This window comes from Sphingomonas sp. UBA978 (assembly GCF_002292295.1).
In the GTDB taxonomy this organism is placed as follows: domain Bacteria; phylum Pseudomonadota; class Alphaproteobacteria; order Sphingomonadales; family Sphingomonadaceae; genus Sphingomonas.
In genome coordinates this window covers 52,745-66,917 of record NZ_DBBS01000005.1, presented here as the reverse complement: position 1 = coordinate 66,917, position 14,173 = coordinate 52,745, and the positions used below count along the sequence as shown (strand labels likewise).

Annotated in this window: 15 protein-coding genes; 4 read left to right on the top strand and 11 right to left on the bottom strand. The window is 68.3% G+C overall.

Annotated features, from left to right (window positions below; genetic code table 11):
• The first annotated feature begins 49 nt into the window (after positions 1-49).
• Entirely contained in the window at positions 50-1,450 is a 1,401-nt protein-coding gene (locus B2515_RS01840; protein ID WP_293873506.1) for an MFS transporter, read from the top strand.
• Between the two features lie 177 nt (positions 1,451-1,627).
• Positions 1,628-2,170 (top strand): CHAP domain-containing protein, encoded by a 543-nt coding sequence (locus B2515_RS01835; RefSeq protein WP_293872966.1) that lies wholly within the window; start codon positions 1,628-1,630, stop codon positions 2,168-2,170.
• Positions 2,171-2,183: 13 nt separating this feature from the next.
• On the opposite strand, the gene msrB is transcribed toward B2515_RS01835, so the two are convergent.
• The 5 genes from msrB to B2515_RS01810 form a co-directional block, all read right to left on the bottom strand.
• Positions 2,184-2,693, bottom strand: coding sequence for a peptide-methionine (R)-S-oxide reductase MsrB (gene msrB, locus B2515_RS01830; protein WP_293872963.1), 510 nt, complete (start codon positions 2,691-2,693; stop codon positions 2,184-2,186).
• Positions 2,694-2,783: 90 nt separating this feature from the next.
• Positions 2,784-3,776: an endonuclease/exonuclease/phosphatase family protein gene (locus tag B2515_RS01825; RefSeq protein ID WP_293872960.1), complete on the bottom strand. Its 993-nt coding sequence runs from the start codon at positions 3,774-3,776 to the stop codon at positions 2,784-2,786.
• 110 nt (positions 3,777-3,886) lie between these two features.
• Complete coding sequence (locus B2515_RS01820) at positions 3,887-5,119, bottom strand: cytochrome P450 (protein WP_293872957.1); 1,233 nt, start codon at positions 5,117-5,119, stop codon at positions 3,887-3,889.
• A gap of 110 nt (positions 5,120-5,229) precedes the next feature.
• Entirely contained in the window at positions 5,230-6,453 is a 1,224-nt protein-coding gene (locus B2515_RS01815; protein WP_293872954.1) for an ABC transporter permease, read from the bottom strand.
• Positions 6,450-7,385 (bottom strand): ABC transporter ATP-binding protein, encoded by a 936-nt coding sequence (locus B2515_RS01810; RefSeq protein ID WP_293872951.1) that lies wholly within the window; start codon positions 7,383-7,385, stop codon positions 6,450-6,452. The genes B2515_RS01815 and B2515_RS01810 overlap by 4 nt, the downstream gene beginning before the upstream one ends.
• A 65-nt stretch (positions 7,386-7,450) precedes the next feature.
• Between B2515_RS01810 and queG the strand changes: the two genes are divergently transcribed.
• Entirely contained in the window at positions 7,451-8,503 is a 1,053-nt protein-coding gene (gene queG, locus B2515_RS01805; protein WP_293872948.1) for a tRNA epoxyqueuosine(34) reductase QueG, read from the top strand.
• Positions 8,504-8,507: 4 nt separating this feature from the next.
• Here the strand turns inward: queG and B2515_RS01800 are convergent, their stop codons facing one another.
• The 5 genes from B2515_RS01800 to B2515_RS01780 form a co-directional block, all read right to left on the bottom strand.
• Positions 8,508-9,113 carry a DNA-3-methyladenine glycosylase I gene (locus tag B2515_RS01800; RefSeq protein WP_293872946.1) on the bottom strand — a complete coding sequence of 202 codons (606 nt, stop codon included), beginning with the start codon at positions 9,111-9,113 and terminating at the stop codon, positions 8,508-8,510.
• On the bottom strand, positions 9,110-9,403 hold the full coding sequence (locus tag B2515_RS01795; protein WP_293872944.1) for a YciI family protein: 294 nt from the start codon (positions 9,401-9,403) through the stop codon (positions 9,110-9,112). Before B2515_RS01795 ends, B2515_RS01800 begins: the two co-directional genes overlap by 4 nt.
• A gap of 12 nt (positions 9,404-9,415) precedes the next feature.
• Positions 9,416-9,997, bottom strand: coding sequence for a TetR/AcrR family transcriptional regulator (locus tag B2515_RS01790; protein ID WP_293872942.1), 582 nt, complete (start codon positions 9,995-9,997; stop codon positions 9,416-9,418).
• Positions 9,998-10,068: 71 nt separating this feature from the next.
• A complete protein-coding gene (locus B2515_RS01785; RefSeq protein ID WP_293872941.1) occupies positions 10,069-10,434 on the bottom strand; it encodes a hypothetical protein in 366 nt (121 codons plus the stop codon).
• On the bottom strand, positions 10,431-11,120 hold the full coding sequence (locus B2515_RS01780; protein ID WP_293872940.1) for an EI24 domain-containing protein: 690 nt from the start codon (positions 11,118-11,120) through the stop codon (positions 10,431-10,433). The genes B2515_RS01785 and B2515_RS01780 overlap by 4 nt, the downstream gene beginning before the upstream one ends.
• A 107-nt stretch (positions 11,121-11,227) precedes the next feature.
• Here B2515_RS01780 and B2515_RS01775 point away from each other — a divergent pair, with 107 nt between their 5' ends.
• Positions 11,228-12,226: an adenosine kinase gene (locus B2515_RS01775; RefSeq protein ID WP_293872938.1), complete on the top strand. Its 999-nt coding sequence runs from the start codon at positions 11,228-11,230 to the stop codon at positions 12,224-12,226.
• Positions 12,227-12,583: 357 nt separating this feature from the next.
• Here B2515_RS01775 and B2515_RS01770 read toward each other — a convergent pair whose 3' ends face one another.
• Positions 12,584-14,119 carry an amino acid permease gene (locus B2515_RS01770; protein WP_293872936.1) on the bottom strand — a complete coding sequence of 512 codons (1,536 nt, stop codon included), beginning with the start codon at positions 14,117-14,119 and terminating at the stop codon, positions 12,584-12,586.
• Positions 14,120-14,173 lie beyond the last annotated feature (54 nt).

Sequence of the window (14,173 nt, the reverse complement as noted above, 5' to 3'; positions counted from 1 at the left end):
CGCCGGCCATGCCGCAGTCCCGCCAGCCCGCCGGCTGCGCGGCGGCACGATGGGCGCCTATGCGTTCGGCGCGGTCGCCTATGGCGTCAAAGATGCCGGGTTCGGCACGTTCCTGCTCCTCTTCTACAATCAGGTGGTCGGCCTGCCCTCGGCGACGGTCGGGCTGGTGGTGATGATGGCGCTGTTGATCGACGCCTTCGTCGATCCGATGGTCGGCTTCTTCTCCGACCGGACGCGCACGCGCTGGGGACGGCGGCATCCGTGGATGTACGGGTCGGCGCTGCCGATCATGGTCGGCTGGGTGCTGCTGTGGAATCCGCCCGAATCGCTGTCGGAGCCGGCGACGCTCGGCTGGCTGTTCCTTGCCGCGGTGCTCGTGCGCACGGCGGTGAGCTGTTACGAGGTACCGTCGGTCGCGCTGACGCCGGAACTGTCGTCGGATTACGACGAGCGCACCCGGATCATGGCGTGGCGCTACCTGTTCGGCTGGGCCGGCGGGCTGACGATGCTGGTCAGCGCCTATCTCTATTTCCTCGCGCCGACGCCGCAATTTCCCAACGGCCTGCTCAACCGCGACGGCTATGTCGGCTATGCGCTACTCGGCGCCCTGCTGATGGGGGTCGCGATCCTGATCTCCGCCTGGGGGACGCATCGCGAGATCCCCAATCTGCCCAATTCGCCGATCGTCGCGCAGTCGCTGCGCGACAGCTTCCGCGAGCTTGGCCAGACGGTGCGCAACCGCGCCTTTGCGATCCTGATGCTCGCCGGCTTGTGCGCCTATACGGTGCAGGGGATCAGCTATGCGATGTCGACCTATCTCTACACCTATGTCTGGGGATTCCGCGGCATCGTCTTCGTCTATGCGACGGTGGCTTTGTTCGGCGGCGTGCTGGTCGCCTTCATCGCGGCGCCACGGATCGGCAAACGGGTGAGCAAACCCTCCGCCGCGGCGACCGCGGTGATCGTCGGCGCGAGCTTCAACATCGCGCCCTATGCGTTGCGCCTGTTCCACCTCCTGCCGGAGGTCGGCAGCACGACGCTCCTGCCGGTGCTGCTATTCTTCTTCGTCATTGCGACTGCATGCAACGTCACCGCCTTCATCCTCGGCGCGTCGATGATGGCGGATGTGGTCGAGGATTCGGAGGCGACGACCGGTCGCCGGTCGGAGGGGGTGTTCTTCGCCGGATCGTTCTTCGTGCAGAAATGCACCTCGGGCATCGGCATCTTCCTCGCCGGTGCGATCCTTGCGGTGGCGGGCTTCCCGGAAAAGGCGACGCCCGGCCAGGTGTCGGTCGCGACGATCGACCGGCTGACGCTCACCTATGGCACCGCCTATCTGGTGATCGCCGGGCTGGCGGCGTTCTGCTTCACCCGCTTCCCGTTCGGGCGGCGCGAGCATGAGGCGCGGCTGGCCCGGCTCGGGGCAGAAAAGCTGACCGATTCCCGCTAGTTTGCCCGTTCAGCGCCGCGAAAGGGTCAGCCCTTCCGACCCGCTTCATCGACTCGGCGTCGCTTGGTCGGCGCGCGAACACAGTTCGCCGCTTATGGTTCCCGCGGCCATTGGAGATTCCGGAACCCCCGGCTAGCCACATCCTCGACGAACGGGTTTTGACCGGGGGGTCAGCAAATGACTGTGAAGGCGTTGGCAGCGCGTTTTGCGCTGGTGTTCTCGTGCGGCCTGTTGATGGCCACTCCGGCGATGGCGCAGTTCTGGCAGTGCGCGCCCTATGCGCGCGAGATCTCGGGCATCGACATCCACGGCAACGCCAACACCTGGTGGGGCCAGGCGGCCGGCAAGTACGAGCGTGGCCATGCGCCCAAAGTCGGTGCGGTCCTCGCCTTCCAGTCCACCCGCCGCATGCGCGTTGGCCATGTCGCCATGGTGTCGCGCATCGTCAACGACCGCGAAGTGCTGCTCACCCACGCCAACTGGTCGCGCGCCGGCGGCATCGAGCGCGACGTCCGCGCCGTGGACGTCTCGGCGGCCGGCGACTGGAGCGAAGTCAAGGTCTGGTACGGCCCGACCGGTGGCCTCGGCACCTCCAGCTATCCCACCAACGGGTTTATCTATTCGGGCCGTGCTCCGGCGGTCGAGAGCGCCCCTGCGATCGATACCAACGTGATCGCGACGGCGGCGATCGTCCCGGTGGTCCCGGTCGCGGGCGAATAAGCCGCCGCGCCGATCAGGCGGCCTTTGCCGCCCCCGGCTTGAACGTCATCGCGACGCCATTCATGCAATAGCGCTTGCCGGTCGGCTTCGGCCCGTCGTCGAACACATGGCCCAGATGCCCGCCGCACTGGCGGCAATGGACCTCGGTCCGCTCCATCATCAACGATCCGTCGGTCCGCGTCGTCACCGCGCGGGGCAAGGGCGCATAGAAGCTCGGCCAGCCCGTGCCGCTCTCGAACTTGGTCCTCGATGAAAAGAGCGGCAGCGCGCAGCCCTTGCACGCGAAGGTGCCGGCGCGATGCTCGTCGTTGAGCGGGCTGGAATAGGGGCGCTCGGTGCTTTCGTGGCGCAACACGCTCCACGCCGCGTCGCCCAGTCTCTTTCGCCACGCGGCATCGCTCATCTGCACTGGATAGCGTTCGGCCGCCGCGGCGGGCGCGCTGCGGCAACCCCATAAGGCGGCACCGGCGACGCCGGCGGCGGCGAGCGACAGCAGGGAGCGGCGGGTGGGGTCCTGGATCATCGCCCGAATATAGGACGCTGCCCGCCGGCAATCCATGCCGTGGTCCCGCTGAGCGTGTTTCTCTCCGTCATTCCCGTTGCTTGGTCGGGCTCAGCTGCGCAGCGCGAACGATCGCATGACGCCGATATGGTCGGACAGCCGCGTCCCGTCCGCGAGCGTGCCGAAACCGGACGTCCGCCCCTCCGCCGCGATCGGCCCCTGAGTGGCGACGATCGTCTTCGCCTTCGTCATCGTCGGGACCGGCGCGATGATGCGGCAGGCATCGCCGCAGCTGCTTTCCGACGCGGCGATCGTCATCGCCCGCGCACCGAACATGGCGTCCGCCAGATAGGCCTGCCGTTCTGGATCGCTGCCGACGTTGAAGTCGCCGGCCAGTACCACCGGCGATGCCGCTGTAACGACGCTGGCGACGAAGCGGCGCAACGTATCGACCTGATGGCGATAGGCGTAGAAGCTGCGGGGATCGTCCACCCCGGACGCGGCACGCGAGTTAAGGTGTGTGTCGATGACGATCAGCGGATCCGCGCGACCGGGAACGCGCAACGCGACCGCCAACACGCCCTTGTTGGCGAGGCAATCGTAACCGGCACAGGCGAAACGGGGAAAGGCGATGCGCCGCACCCAGACGATCGGATAATCGGAAAAGACGGCAAGGCCGCTGTCCTCATGCGGGGCCTCGGTTTCACCGTGCCAGAAGCTCGCGGCCTGCAGGAAGGCAGCCTCGTCCGCGCGCGTGGCGGGTGCGCCGGGCATATCGGCCGCGGGGCCGAAGGCGGCGTAGCGATAGCCTGCGCTCGTGCCGATCGCCTTTTGCGCGTCGCCGAACGCCTCCTGCACCGCGACGACCTGCGGCCCCGCGCCGCGATCGTGGAGCGCGCGCAGCTCCGCGGCGATCGCCGCGGCGGCGGCGGTGCGGCCGTGCGTCAGCGGCCAGGGCAGGCCCTCGACATTGTAGGACAGGAGCGTCACCGGCCCTGCGGCAGCCGCGGCGTGCAGCACCACCGGCACGTTGGCCATCACCGATCGCGGCTCGGCCATGCCCGTCACCAGCAGGATCGACGCCAATATAGCGATACCCGACATACGCACCGATCCATCTCCCCCACGGAACGGGACCGGTTCGTAACCATGCCGGCATGACGGGGTGACGTAGCGCCGATGACATCATCGTCACATCGCGCTCGCGCCGGCCGTCAGTAGCGGCTGATCTCCACCGGCAGCTGGCGATAGCCATGGACGAAACAGGCCGCGACGCGCGTCGGCTCGTCGAGCACGTTCACCCGCATCCGCCGTTTCGCCATCTCCTCGAGCAGGATGCCGATCTGCATTTCCGCCAGCCGCGCGCCGACGCAGCGGTGGATGCCATGGCCGAAGGCGAGGTGGCGGCGCGCATTGGGCCGGTCGACGCGGATCGCATCGGCATCCGGCCCGAACACGCTCTCGTCGCGATTGGCGGAGAGATACCAGAGCGCCAGCTTGTCGCCCGCGCGGATCGTCTGCCCCATCAACTCCGTGTCGCGCGTCGCGGTGCGCCGCATGTGCGCGAGCGGCGTCTGCCAGCGGATGATCTCCTGCGTCGCATTGGGGATCAGCGCCGGTTCGGCCTCCAGCTGCGCGCGGGCGTCCGGAAACCGGTCGAGGCCATAGGCAAGCGCCGACATCGAATTGCGCGTCGTGTCGTTGCCGCCGACGATCAGCAGGATCAGGTTTCCGATGAATTCGAAATGATCCATGTGGCTCATCGCATCCGAATGGATCATCATGCTGATGAGGTCGGGCGTCTGCGGTTTGCCCACCTTGCCGTTCCACAGCTGCTGGAAATAGGCCCCGCATTCGTACATGTAGCCGAGCCGCTGCTTGCGCAGTTCCTCGTTCTTCACCAGCTCGATATCGCCCGCCCAGTCGGACCAGAAGGTCAGCTTGCGCCGGTCCTCCCACGGGAAGTCGAACAGGATCGCCAGCATCTGCGTGGTCAGTTCGATCGACACGGTATCGACCCAGTCGAATCGCGTGTTCCACGGCAGGCTGTCGAGGATCTCGCCGGTGCGATGGCGGATGTCCTCGCTCATCCGCGTCATCTCGGACGGGGTGAAGGCGGGCGCGACGGTGCGGCGCTGCGCGGTGTGGATCGGCCGGTCACGCGCAATGAACATCGGCATGCGCACGTCGCTGTCGGGCAGGAAATCGGCGAGCGTGATCCCGCCCGCCTCCGACGAATAGAGTTCGGGAAGCGATTCGACCTCGACGATCGGCTTGTAGGTGCTGACCGACCAATAGGGGCCGTAATCGCTGTGTTCGCAGCGATAGACCGGCGCCTCGGCGCGCAGTCGCGCGAAGGGGGCCTGCCAGACGTCGTCGCGGTAGAGCTCCGCCCGGCTGACATCGAGCGGGTCCACGCGCACCTCGGGCTGCATCAGCGTCGCCATCATCTCTCTCCTGTCGTTTTGCGGCAGGAGATACCCAACTGACACTCATGTCAATTGGCTATGCGATGGAGCGCCCCGGCCGATCCGTCCGGGGTGACGGCATGGGCGGCTCAGCCCTTCGCGCGCTTCCAGAACGGTTTGGCGCTGCCCGATTGCAGGACGCCGCGGCGGAAGAGGCGGGCGCCGAGGGCGATGAAGATTGACACCCACAGCAACTGCCACGCGATCGCGGCGACGTGCGGCCACAGGTCGGCGGAGGTCGCCGCGCGGCCCGCCATCGCGAAGGGCGAGGAGAGCGGAAACATCTCCGCCAGCGTCGCGATCCAGCTGCCCGGCCGCGCGGTGCCGGCGAGCGCCAGCGCGAGCATGCCCATCTGCAGGACCGAGATCGGCAGCGCCAGCATCTGGATCTCGCGCGGGGTCGAGGCCTGGGCCCCGACGACGAGGAAGGCCGAGCCGAGCAGCAGATAGGCCATGGTGAAATAGGTGACGAACAGCGCGACGAACGCCGGCATCCCCACCGCCGCCTGGATCGCCAGCGCCGAGGCCAGCTCCGGCGGCAGCAGCGACCCCAGTTTGGCGATGATCGTCCCCCAGAAACAGACGAACAGGATCGCCACGCCGAACATGCCGAGCAACTTGCCGAGGAACACGCTTTCCAACGGCACCGCGGCGGCGAGCACCTCGATCACCTTGTTGTTGCGCTCCTCGGCCATCGTGCCGACCACCTGGCTGGCGAGGAACAGGTTGAGCAAGAACACGCCGAACACCGCGAAGGAAGCCGACTGGCGGCGGTTGCCTGCCGATCCGTCCGGCCGCTCCATCGGTGTCTTCACCGCATTCGCCCGCGGCAGGTCGCCGTTCAACCGGTCAGCCGTCAACGTCTCCGCGGCGAGCAGCGCCAGATAGTCCGCCGCCCGCTTGCCGCGCGGGCCGTACAGCACCTGCGGCGCGGCGAGCGGCCCGTACAGGACGGCGCTCGCTTCATAGTCCTTGCTCGCGAAGGCGGCGCGGGCCTGTGCGGCGGGGTCGCCCGCAGGCCGTAGCGTGGTAAGTCCCGGTGGCGCCTCCTCGCTGCGGCGAAACACGTCGCGCAGCCGCGTGTCCGCCTCGGCGATCGTCCGCGCCTGCGCATCGGGGACGATCGCGACGATCCGCGCGCGGTCGCCTCGGCCGTCCGCGACGCTCGCCGCGCCGAGGCCGCCGACAGCGCCGAACGATCCCATGATGACCGGCGCGAACAGGAAGAGGAGGAAGATCGGCGTGAACACCGTCGCGATGAAGTCGCGCCGCGCGATGGTCAGCGCCTGGCGGAGGGTGCGGGCAAGGCTCATGCCGCATACTCCTGCATCGCGTCGGGCGTGGCGTCGCGGCCGACGATCCGGACGAACGCATCGTGCAGGCTGGGCCGTTCGATCGACAGGCCGCCGATGCCGTAGCCCCGTTCGATCAGCGTCACCAGCAACCCCTCGATCCCCTCTCGCGGCAGCTGGAAGCGCCAGCCGTCGCCGTCCGGCACCGCATCGTGCGGCAGCACCGCCGCCACCGCCGGATCGGGTCGCGTCGGCAGATAGCGGACCCGGCTCGGCAACGTGCCGCGCGCGTCGTCCACCGTCCCTTCGAACCGGCGCTTGCCGCCGGCGATGATCGCCAGCCGGTCGCAGACCCGCTCGGCATGCGCCATGATATGCGTCGAAAACAGCACGGTCGCGCCGCGATCGCGCTCGGCGAGGATCAGCGCCTCCAGCTTTTCCTGATTGACCGGGTCGAGGCCGGAGAACGGCTCATCGAGCACCAGCAGGTCCGGGCGATGCACCACCGACCCGAGCAGCTGGACCAGCTGCGCCATGCCCTTGGACAGCTTCTTGATCTTCTCGTCGATCGCATGGCCGAGGCCCGCCGCCTCCATCATCTCTGCGGCACGGGCGCGGCCGGTGCGGCGGTCGAGCCCGCGCAGCGCGCCCATGAAGGCGATGGCGTCGCGCGCCTTCATCGACGGGTACAGGCCGCGTTCCTCGGGCAGGTAGCCGACGCGGTCGCTCGCCTCGCGCGGGGCGAAATGGCCGAGGATCGCGCGGCGCCCCTCGTCGGGTTCGATGATGCCGAGCAATGTGCGCAGCGTCGTGGTCTTGCCCGCGCCGTTCGGCCCGAGCACGCCGTAGATCGCACCGCGCGGCACCGACAGGTCGACGCCGTCGACCACGCGCCGGTCGCCGAAGCGCTTCACCAGATGTTCGGCGAACACCGCCACTTGATCGTCCGCCAAAATCGCATCCTGCCCCAGTATCGGGGCCGATGACCCTGGCCCCCGACCTGTGGTAGCGGCGCGGCGTGTCCGAACACAAGCAACAACCCGGTATCGAGACGCGCATCAGGGCGAAAGCGGCGGAACTCGGCTTCGTCGCCTGCGGCATCGCACGCGCCGACGCTGCGCCGCAGACCGCCGCGCGGCTGCGCCAGTGGCTGGACGAGGGCCGGCACGGCGGGATGATCTGGATGGAGGAGCGCGCGCATCACCGCGGTTCCCCCGCCGGGCTGTGGCCGGAGGTGCGCAGCGTCATCGCGCTCGGCATGAGCTATGCGCCCGCCGTCGATCCGTTGCGGCTGGCGGGGGAGGGGACGCGCGGCCGCATCTCCGTCTATGCGCAGGGCGGCGACTATCACGACGTCATCAAACGCGCGCTGAAGGCGCTGGGGCGCTGGCTGGCGCAGGAGGCGGGGTGCGACCTCAAGGTGTTCGTCGACACCGCGCCGGTGATGGAGAAGCCGTTGAGCGAGGCGGCGGGACTCGGCTGGCAGGGCAAGCACACCAATCTGGTCAGCCGCGACCATGGCAGCTGGCTGTTCCTCGGCGCGATCTACACGACGCTCGATCTGGCCCCTGACGCGCCGGGGCGCGACAGCTGCGGATCATGCGACGCCTGCCAGCGCGCCTGCCCGACCGACGCCTTTCCGGCGCCCTACCGCCTCGATGCGCGGCGCTGCATCTCGTATCTGACGATCGAGCATGCCGGCCCGATCCCGGTCGAGTTCCGCACGGGTATCGGCAACCGGATCTACGGGTGCGACGACTGCCTGTCGGTCTGTCCGTGGAACAAGTTCGCCGCCAGCGCTGCCGCCAACATGGCGTTCCACCCCCGCGCCGAGCTGACCGCACCTGCGCTCGCGGACCTGTTGTCGCTCGACGATGCGGCGTTCAGGCAGGTGTTCGCCGGCTCCCCGATCAAGCGCATCGGCCGCAGCCGCATGGTCCGCAACGCCGCGATCGCCGCGGGCAACAGCGGCGCGCCGGCGCTGTTGCCGGTGCTGGAGCGGCTGCGCGACGACGCCGACCCGGTGGTGGCTGAGGCGGCAGACTGGGCGATCGGTCGGTTGACGTCGTGAGCCGCTAGGCGGGCCGCACGCAGCCGGCGCGTGCCGCGGCGACCTCGTCGCGTATCACGCAGCCTTCGGCATGATCGTTGACGAGGCCCATGGCCTGCATGAACGCGTAGACCGTCGTCGGTCCGACGAACTTCCACCCCTGTTTGCGCAAGGCTTTCGACAGGGCCTCTGAGGCGGGGGAGGTCGATCGGCTCTGCGGCGCGATGCCGTCGTCCGCCGGCTCGAACCGCCAGAGGAAGGCCGCCAGCGATCCCTCGGCCGCGACCAGTTCGCAGGCGCGGGCGGCGTTGTTGATGACCGCCTCGATCTTGCCGCGGTGGCGGACGATCCCCGCATCCGCCATCAGCCGCGCGACGTCGGCGTCGTCAAAGCGGGCGACCGTCCGGAAATCGAAGCCGGCGAAGGCGGTGCGGAAATTTTCGCGCTTCGACAGGATCGTCCGCCAGCTGAGGCCCGACTGAAAGCATTCGAGGCACAGCTTTTCGAACAGGCGAATGTCGTCGGCGACCGGGAATCCCCATTCGCGATCGTGATAGGCGACGAAGTCCGGCGTGATCGCACACCAGCGGCAGCGCGGCCGGCCGTCGGGGCCGGGAAGGGTGTCGGTCATGCCGCTGCCCTCAGGAAGGCGAGCGCCGGGATCGTTCGCTTCGCATCGATCTCGTGCGTTTCCGCGGTTACGATGCCGTGCACCACGAACGGGTCCGCCTGAACCCGGGCATCGTAGGCCACGCGACCCTCGCCGGCGGCGAGGATCATGCCACCGGCGCCATGGTCGAGCGAACCGGCGCACAGGAAAATGCCGTCCGCGAATCCCTGCGCTATCCAGGCATTATGCCCGGCCATGAACGAGGCCGCTGCCTCGCGCCGTTCGGTGAAGTGCAGAAAGGTAACGAACATGATGCTCCCCGTTCATGCAGAGGGTGAAGGATAGGGCAGTCCGGCCAGCCAGCTTTCCGTCGTGGCGACCTCCCGGCGGATCATGGCCTCGTCCCGCAACGCCGTCGCCAGAACCGCAGTCCCCTGTGCCCAGCCGAGCAGGTGCAGGGCAAGGTCGCCGGCGGCGTCGCCTGCGCCGAGCGCACGGAACTGGTCGGTCAGCCAGTCGCGGAACATCAGGAGGATGCCGGCCGCGCGCGGCTGCGCATCGTGGTCGAGCTTGGCCAGTTCGGCGCACAATGTTCCGACCGGACAGCCAAAGGCCATGATCCTGACCCGGTTGACGATCAGCAGCCGCACGAAGCGGAGAATGCGATCCCGCGGATCGTCGCCCACGACCTGCCAATCGTCGAGCATCGCCTGCGTAATGTCGCGCCGGCGGGTAATGACGGCATCGAGGATGTGATCCTTCGTCTTGAAATGATGATAGAAATTCCCGCGCGACAGGCCCAGCGGCCCGGCGATGCGCGCGAAGGACGTCGCTTCGAAACCCTGCGTGTAGAAGAGTTCGTCCGCCGTCTCGACGATCAGGTCGCGGGTGGTGGCAGCAGGCATCGTCAGGGCCTTCGGCAGCGGAGCCGAAAAATTAGGACGATTGACCTAGGCTGTCAAATCGATCGGGCAAGCTATCTGCCGCCATCGCGGCGGGTGAGGGCGGCGACGCAGCTGGCGCGGTCGATGGTGCTGCCGTCGGGTTCGCGCGCATCGAGATAGGTGACGCGCGGCGGTTCGCTGCCCTTGGGGTAGAGATAGGCGTCGAGGACGCAGATCGGGCCGGCGAACTGGAGCTTGCGCGCGGTCCCTTCGCGGATGTCGGCATCGGGCTGGCCGAACAATTGCGTCAGGCCGGCGGCGTCCTGGCCGAGCACGCGCTCCAGCCCGGCGGTGGTGTAGGGGATGACGGTGCGGCCGGCCGGGATCGGCGCGACGCCGCCGGGTGCGGCACAGGCGCTCAATCCCAGAGCCAGTACGGATGCCGCCAGTGCCTTCACGTGCTCGTCCCCCGTCGCGACGCGTGGAACAGATGCGTCGCCATGCTCGCGCCGAGGATCGGGGCGAACAGGTTGAGGAGCGGAACCACGAACAGCCCGGTGCCGGCAAGCCCCAGCGCGAACCGCCGCCCGCGCGTCGCCGTGCGCCAGCCCCGCACCGTCGCATCGTCCATGTGCCGGCTCGCCACCATCTCGCCAAGGTCGCGGCCGAGCAGCAGCGCGTTGACGAGGAAGAAGGCGATGGCTGGGCCGATCGCGGTGAACAGCAGGGCGATATAGACGGGGACCATCAGCAGATTGGCCGCCACCGCCCGCCCCGCCGAGCCGAGCGCCATGCGCGTCGAGCGGGCCATGCCGACCGGCCGTGCCGCAGCGTGCGCGGCTGGATAATGCCGTGCCTCGACCGCGGCGACCACCTCGTCGCCAAACAGGCCAATCACGGCGATCGCGACGACCCGGAACAGCAGCCAGGCGCCCAGCACCAGCAGCACGACCGCCGCGACGCCGGCGAGGCTGCCGCCGAATTCGATACCGACCAGAGCCTCGAACGCCGCGCGCAGGCCGACGTAGAGCGCGGCGCCCAGCCCAGCGAACAGCGCCAGCGTCACCAGTAGCGACTTCATCAGCACGCGCAGGATCGCGGGGTCGCCGAGCTGGCCGATCGACAGGGAGAGGGCGCGGAGCATGACCGTCGGCGTGCCGGGTGGCGCCGGGCGCGTCAACCGCCGGTACGTTGCGCCAAGGGCGTCGCGGCTCTAGGGGGTGGCGATATCTTTTCCGGAGCCCCAATCCCTTGTTCCAGCCCAAATATGACGTGGTCGCGATCGGCAACGCGATCGTCGATATCCTCAGCCAGGCCGACGATGCCTTCATCGAATCGATCGGCGTCGCCAAGGGCTCGATGCAGCTGATGTTCTCGCCCGAGGATGCCGATGCCCTCTACGCCAAGATGGGGCCGGGCCGCGAAGTGTCGGGCGGGTCCGCCGCCAACACCGTGGCGGGGATCGCCGCGCTGGGCGGGCGCACCGCCTTCATCGGGCAGGTCGCCGACGACCAGCTCGGGCAGGTGTTCGCGCACGACATCCGCGCCGCCGGCGTCGCCTTCGACACCGCGTCGCGTCCCGGTCAGCCGACCACGGCGCGCTGCCTGATCTTCGTGACGCCGGACGGCCAGCGGACGATGAACACCTATCTCGGCGCGTCGCAGTTCCTGCCCGAGAGCGCGCTCGACCTGTCGGTGATCGAGGATGCGGCGATCCTGTATCTCGAAGGCTATCTGTGGGACCCCGAGGAGCCCCGCGCGGCGATGCGCGCGGCGATCGAGGCGGCGCGCAAGGCGGGCCGCAAGGTCGCCTTCACCCTGTCCGACGTGTTCTGCATCGGTCGCCATGGCGGCGATTTCCGCAGCCTGATCGCCGACGGCCTGATCGACATCCTGTTCGCCAACGAGAGCGAACTCGCCGCGCTGGCCGAAACCGACGATTTCGAGGCGGCGGCGGAGAAGCTGTCGGCGCAGGTGCCGACCCTGGTCGTCACCCGCGGCGCCTCGGGCGCCTGCGCGATCCAGCACGGCACCCGCGCCGAAGTACCGGCCGAGCCGATCGCACAGGTGGTGGACACGACCGGCGCGGGCGACCTGTTCGCGGCGGGCTTCCTGCACGGTCAGGCGCAGGGCAAAGGACTTGAACAGTCTCTCCGCCTCGGCGCGATCTGCGCGGCGGAGATCATCAGCCACTTCGGCGCGCGGCCGAACGTCGACATGAAGGCGCTGGCGACGTCCAAGATCGGTTGATCGCGTTGCCCCCCTCTCCGGTCGGAGAGGGGGGGTTCGCGCAGAGGCCGCCGAGGCGTCCCGCCTGCCTCGCGTGCGGCTCTCATACTGTGCCGGCGGATGAACCGGAGAGAAGCGCGCAACCCCTCCGCGTCGTTCGCGCCTCTGCGCGAAATATCGGTTTCACGCGAAGCCGCGAAGCCGCGACGATGTTGCTTCCGTGGCTGCGGTTATCATTAAGACAGAACTGGGAAGCAATGCGTTCGCCCTGAACGCGCCCTCTTTCCGTCTTCGCGGCTTCGCGTGAACCCATCAGGTGTCGCACAAGAAAAAGGGCCGGAGGATCGCTCCCCCGGCCCTTCATCGTGCATCGAAACCTCAGTGGAGAGGCTTGGCGATTTCCGGCTGCATCGCGGGGTCGTCGACCACGTCGGTGATGCCGCGGCCCACGTAGGAGCGGCTGCGGCTGTAGCCGAAGTAGATGAGCAGCCCGATCAGGCCCCAGCCCGGCAGGACGAGGATCGCCAGCAGCGGCAGCGAGAAATAGAGGTACAGGCAGCCGATGATCGCAGCCGGCGCGACCAGCCACACCAGCGGGGTGCGGAACGGACGCTTGCGGCTGGGATCGACCTTGCGCAGCACCAGCACCGAGATCGCCACCATCAGGAAAGCGAACAGCGTCCCCGAGTTGGAATAATCGGCGAGCTTGCCGACCGGCAGGAACGCCGCGGCGAGCGTCGTCGCGATGCCGGTGACGATCGTTACGACATGCGGCGTCCGGTACTTCGGATGGACGGTCGCGAGCTTCGCCGGCAGCAGCCCGTCGCGGGCCATGGTGAAGAACACGCGGGTCTGGCCGAACATCATCATCAAGACGACGGAGGGGAGGGCGAGGGTGGCGGCGAGACCGATGAGGTTGCCCACTTGCACCCAGCCGATCGTGCGCAGCACGTGGGCGAGCGCCTCACGCGAGCAGGAGAGCGGTTCGAGCGCACCGCCGGCGACGATCGCACGGCAGCGGTCGGCGAGTTCCGACGTGCCGGGCGACAGCAAGGTCCCCGCGGCATCGCGCACCGGCTGCGCGCCGAGCGGCGAACCGATCGCGCCCGCCGACACCAAAAGATAGAAGATGGTGCAGAAGCCCAGCGACGCGATCAGGCCGATCGGCACGTTGCGCTGCGGGTTCTTGGTTTCCTCCGCCGCGGTGGAGACCGCGTCGAACCCGACATAGGCGAAGAAGATCGAGGCGGCGGCGCCGGCGACCCCGGTGAAGCCGGTCGGCATCAGCGGTTCGAAATGGTCGAGGTTCATGACCGGCAGCGACAGCGCGACGAACAGCGACAGCGCCGCGACCTTGATGCACACCAGCACCGCGTTGACGCGCGCGCTCTCGGTCGTGCCGATCACCAGCAGCCAGGTGACGAGGCCGGAGATGATGACCGCGGGCAGGTTGATATAGCCCCCCGCCGACGGGCCGTTGACCCATTCCATCGGGATCTCGATCCCCAGCAAATTGCGCAGCTGCCCGACCATATAGCCCGACCAGCCGACCGCGACCGCGGAGGCGCCGACGGCATATTCGAGGATCAGCGCCCAGCCGACCATCCAGGCGAGCAATTCGCCCATCACCGCATAGGTATAGGTGTAGGCGGAGCCTGCCACCGGCACCATCGAGGCGAGCTCGGAATAGCAGAGCGCCGCGACCGCGCAGACGAAGCCGGCGATGATGAACGAGATCATCATGCCCGGCCCGGCCTTTTGCGCGGCTTCGGAGGTGAGGACGAAGATGCCGGTGCCGATGACGGCGCCGACGCCCAGCATGGTCAGCTGGAACGCCCCGAGTGAACGATGCAAGCCGCGTTTTTCGGCCGTGGCGAGAATGGCGTCGAGTGGTTTGACGCGCCCGAATATCATGAAGCTCTATCCCCCCAGATGCGAACGGTCCCTGGAACGCCGCCGCATGGTGAA

Bases quoted from the DNA above. Each gene is read 5' to 3' on its own strand.
- B2515_RS01795 (WP_293872944.1), bottom strand. From the start codon at position 9,403: ATGTTCGTTACCTTTCTGCACTTCACCGAACGGCGCGAGGCAGCGGCC.
- B2515_RS01840 (WP_293873506.1), top strand. From the start codon at position 50: ATGGGCGCCTATGCGTTCGGCGCGGTCGCCTATGGCGTCAAAGATGCC.
- B2515_RS01815 (WP_293872954.1), bottom strand. From the start codon at position 6,453: ATGAGCCTTGCCCGCACCCTCCGCCAGGCGCTGACCATCGCGCGGCGC.
- msrB (WP_293872963.1), bottom strand. From the start codon at position 2,693: ATGATCCAGGACCCCACCCGCCGCTCCCTGCTGTCGCTCGCCGCCGCC.
- B2515_RS01790 (WP_293872942.1), bottom strand. From the start codon at position 9,997: ATGCCTGCTGCCACCACCCGCGACCTGATCGTCGAGACGGCGGACGAA.
- B2515_RS01770 (WP_293872936.1), bottom strand. From the start codon at position 14,119: ATGATATTCGGGCGCGTCAAACCACTCGACGCCATTCTCGCCACGGCC.
- B2515_RS01825 (WP_293872960.1), bottom strand. From the start codon at position 3,776: ATGTCGGGTATCGCTATATTGGCGTCGATCCTGCTGGTGACGGGCATG.
- B2515_RS01780 (WP_293872940.1), bottom strand. From the start codon at position 11,120: ATGCTCCGCGCCCTCTCCCTGTCGATCGGCCAGCTCGGCGACCCCGCG.
- B2515_RS01820 (WP_293872957.1), bottom strand. From the start codon at position 5,119: ATGGCGACGCTGATGCAGCCCGAGGTGCGCGTGGACCCGCTCGATGTC.
- B2515_RS01800 (WP_293872946.1), bottom strand. From the start codon at position 9,113: ATGACCGACACCCTTCCCGGCCCCGACGGCCGGCCGCGCTGCCGCTGG.
- B2515_RS01835 (WP_293872966.1), top strand. From the start codon at position 1,628: ATGACTGTGAAGGCGTTGGCAGCGCGTTTTGCGCTGGTGTTCTCGTGC.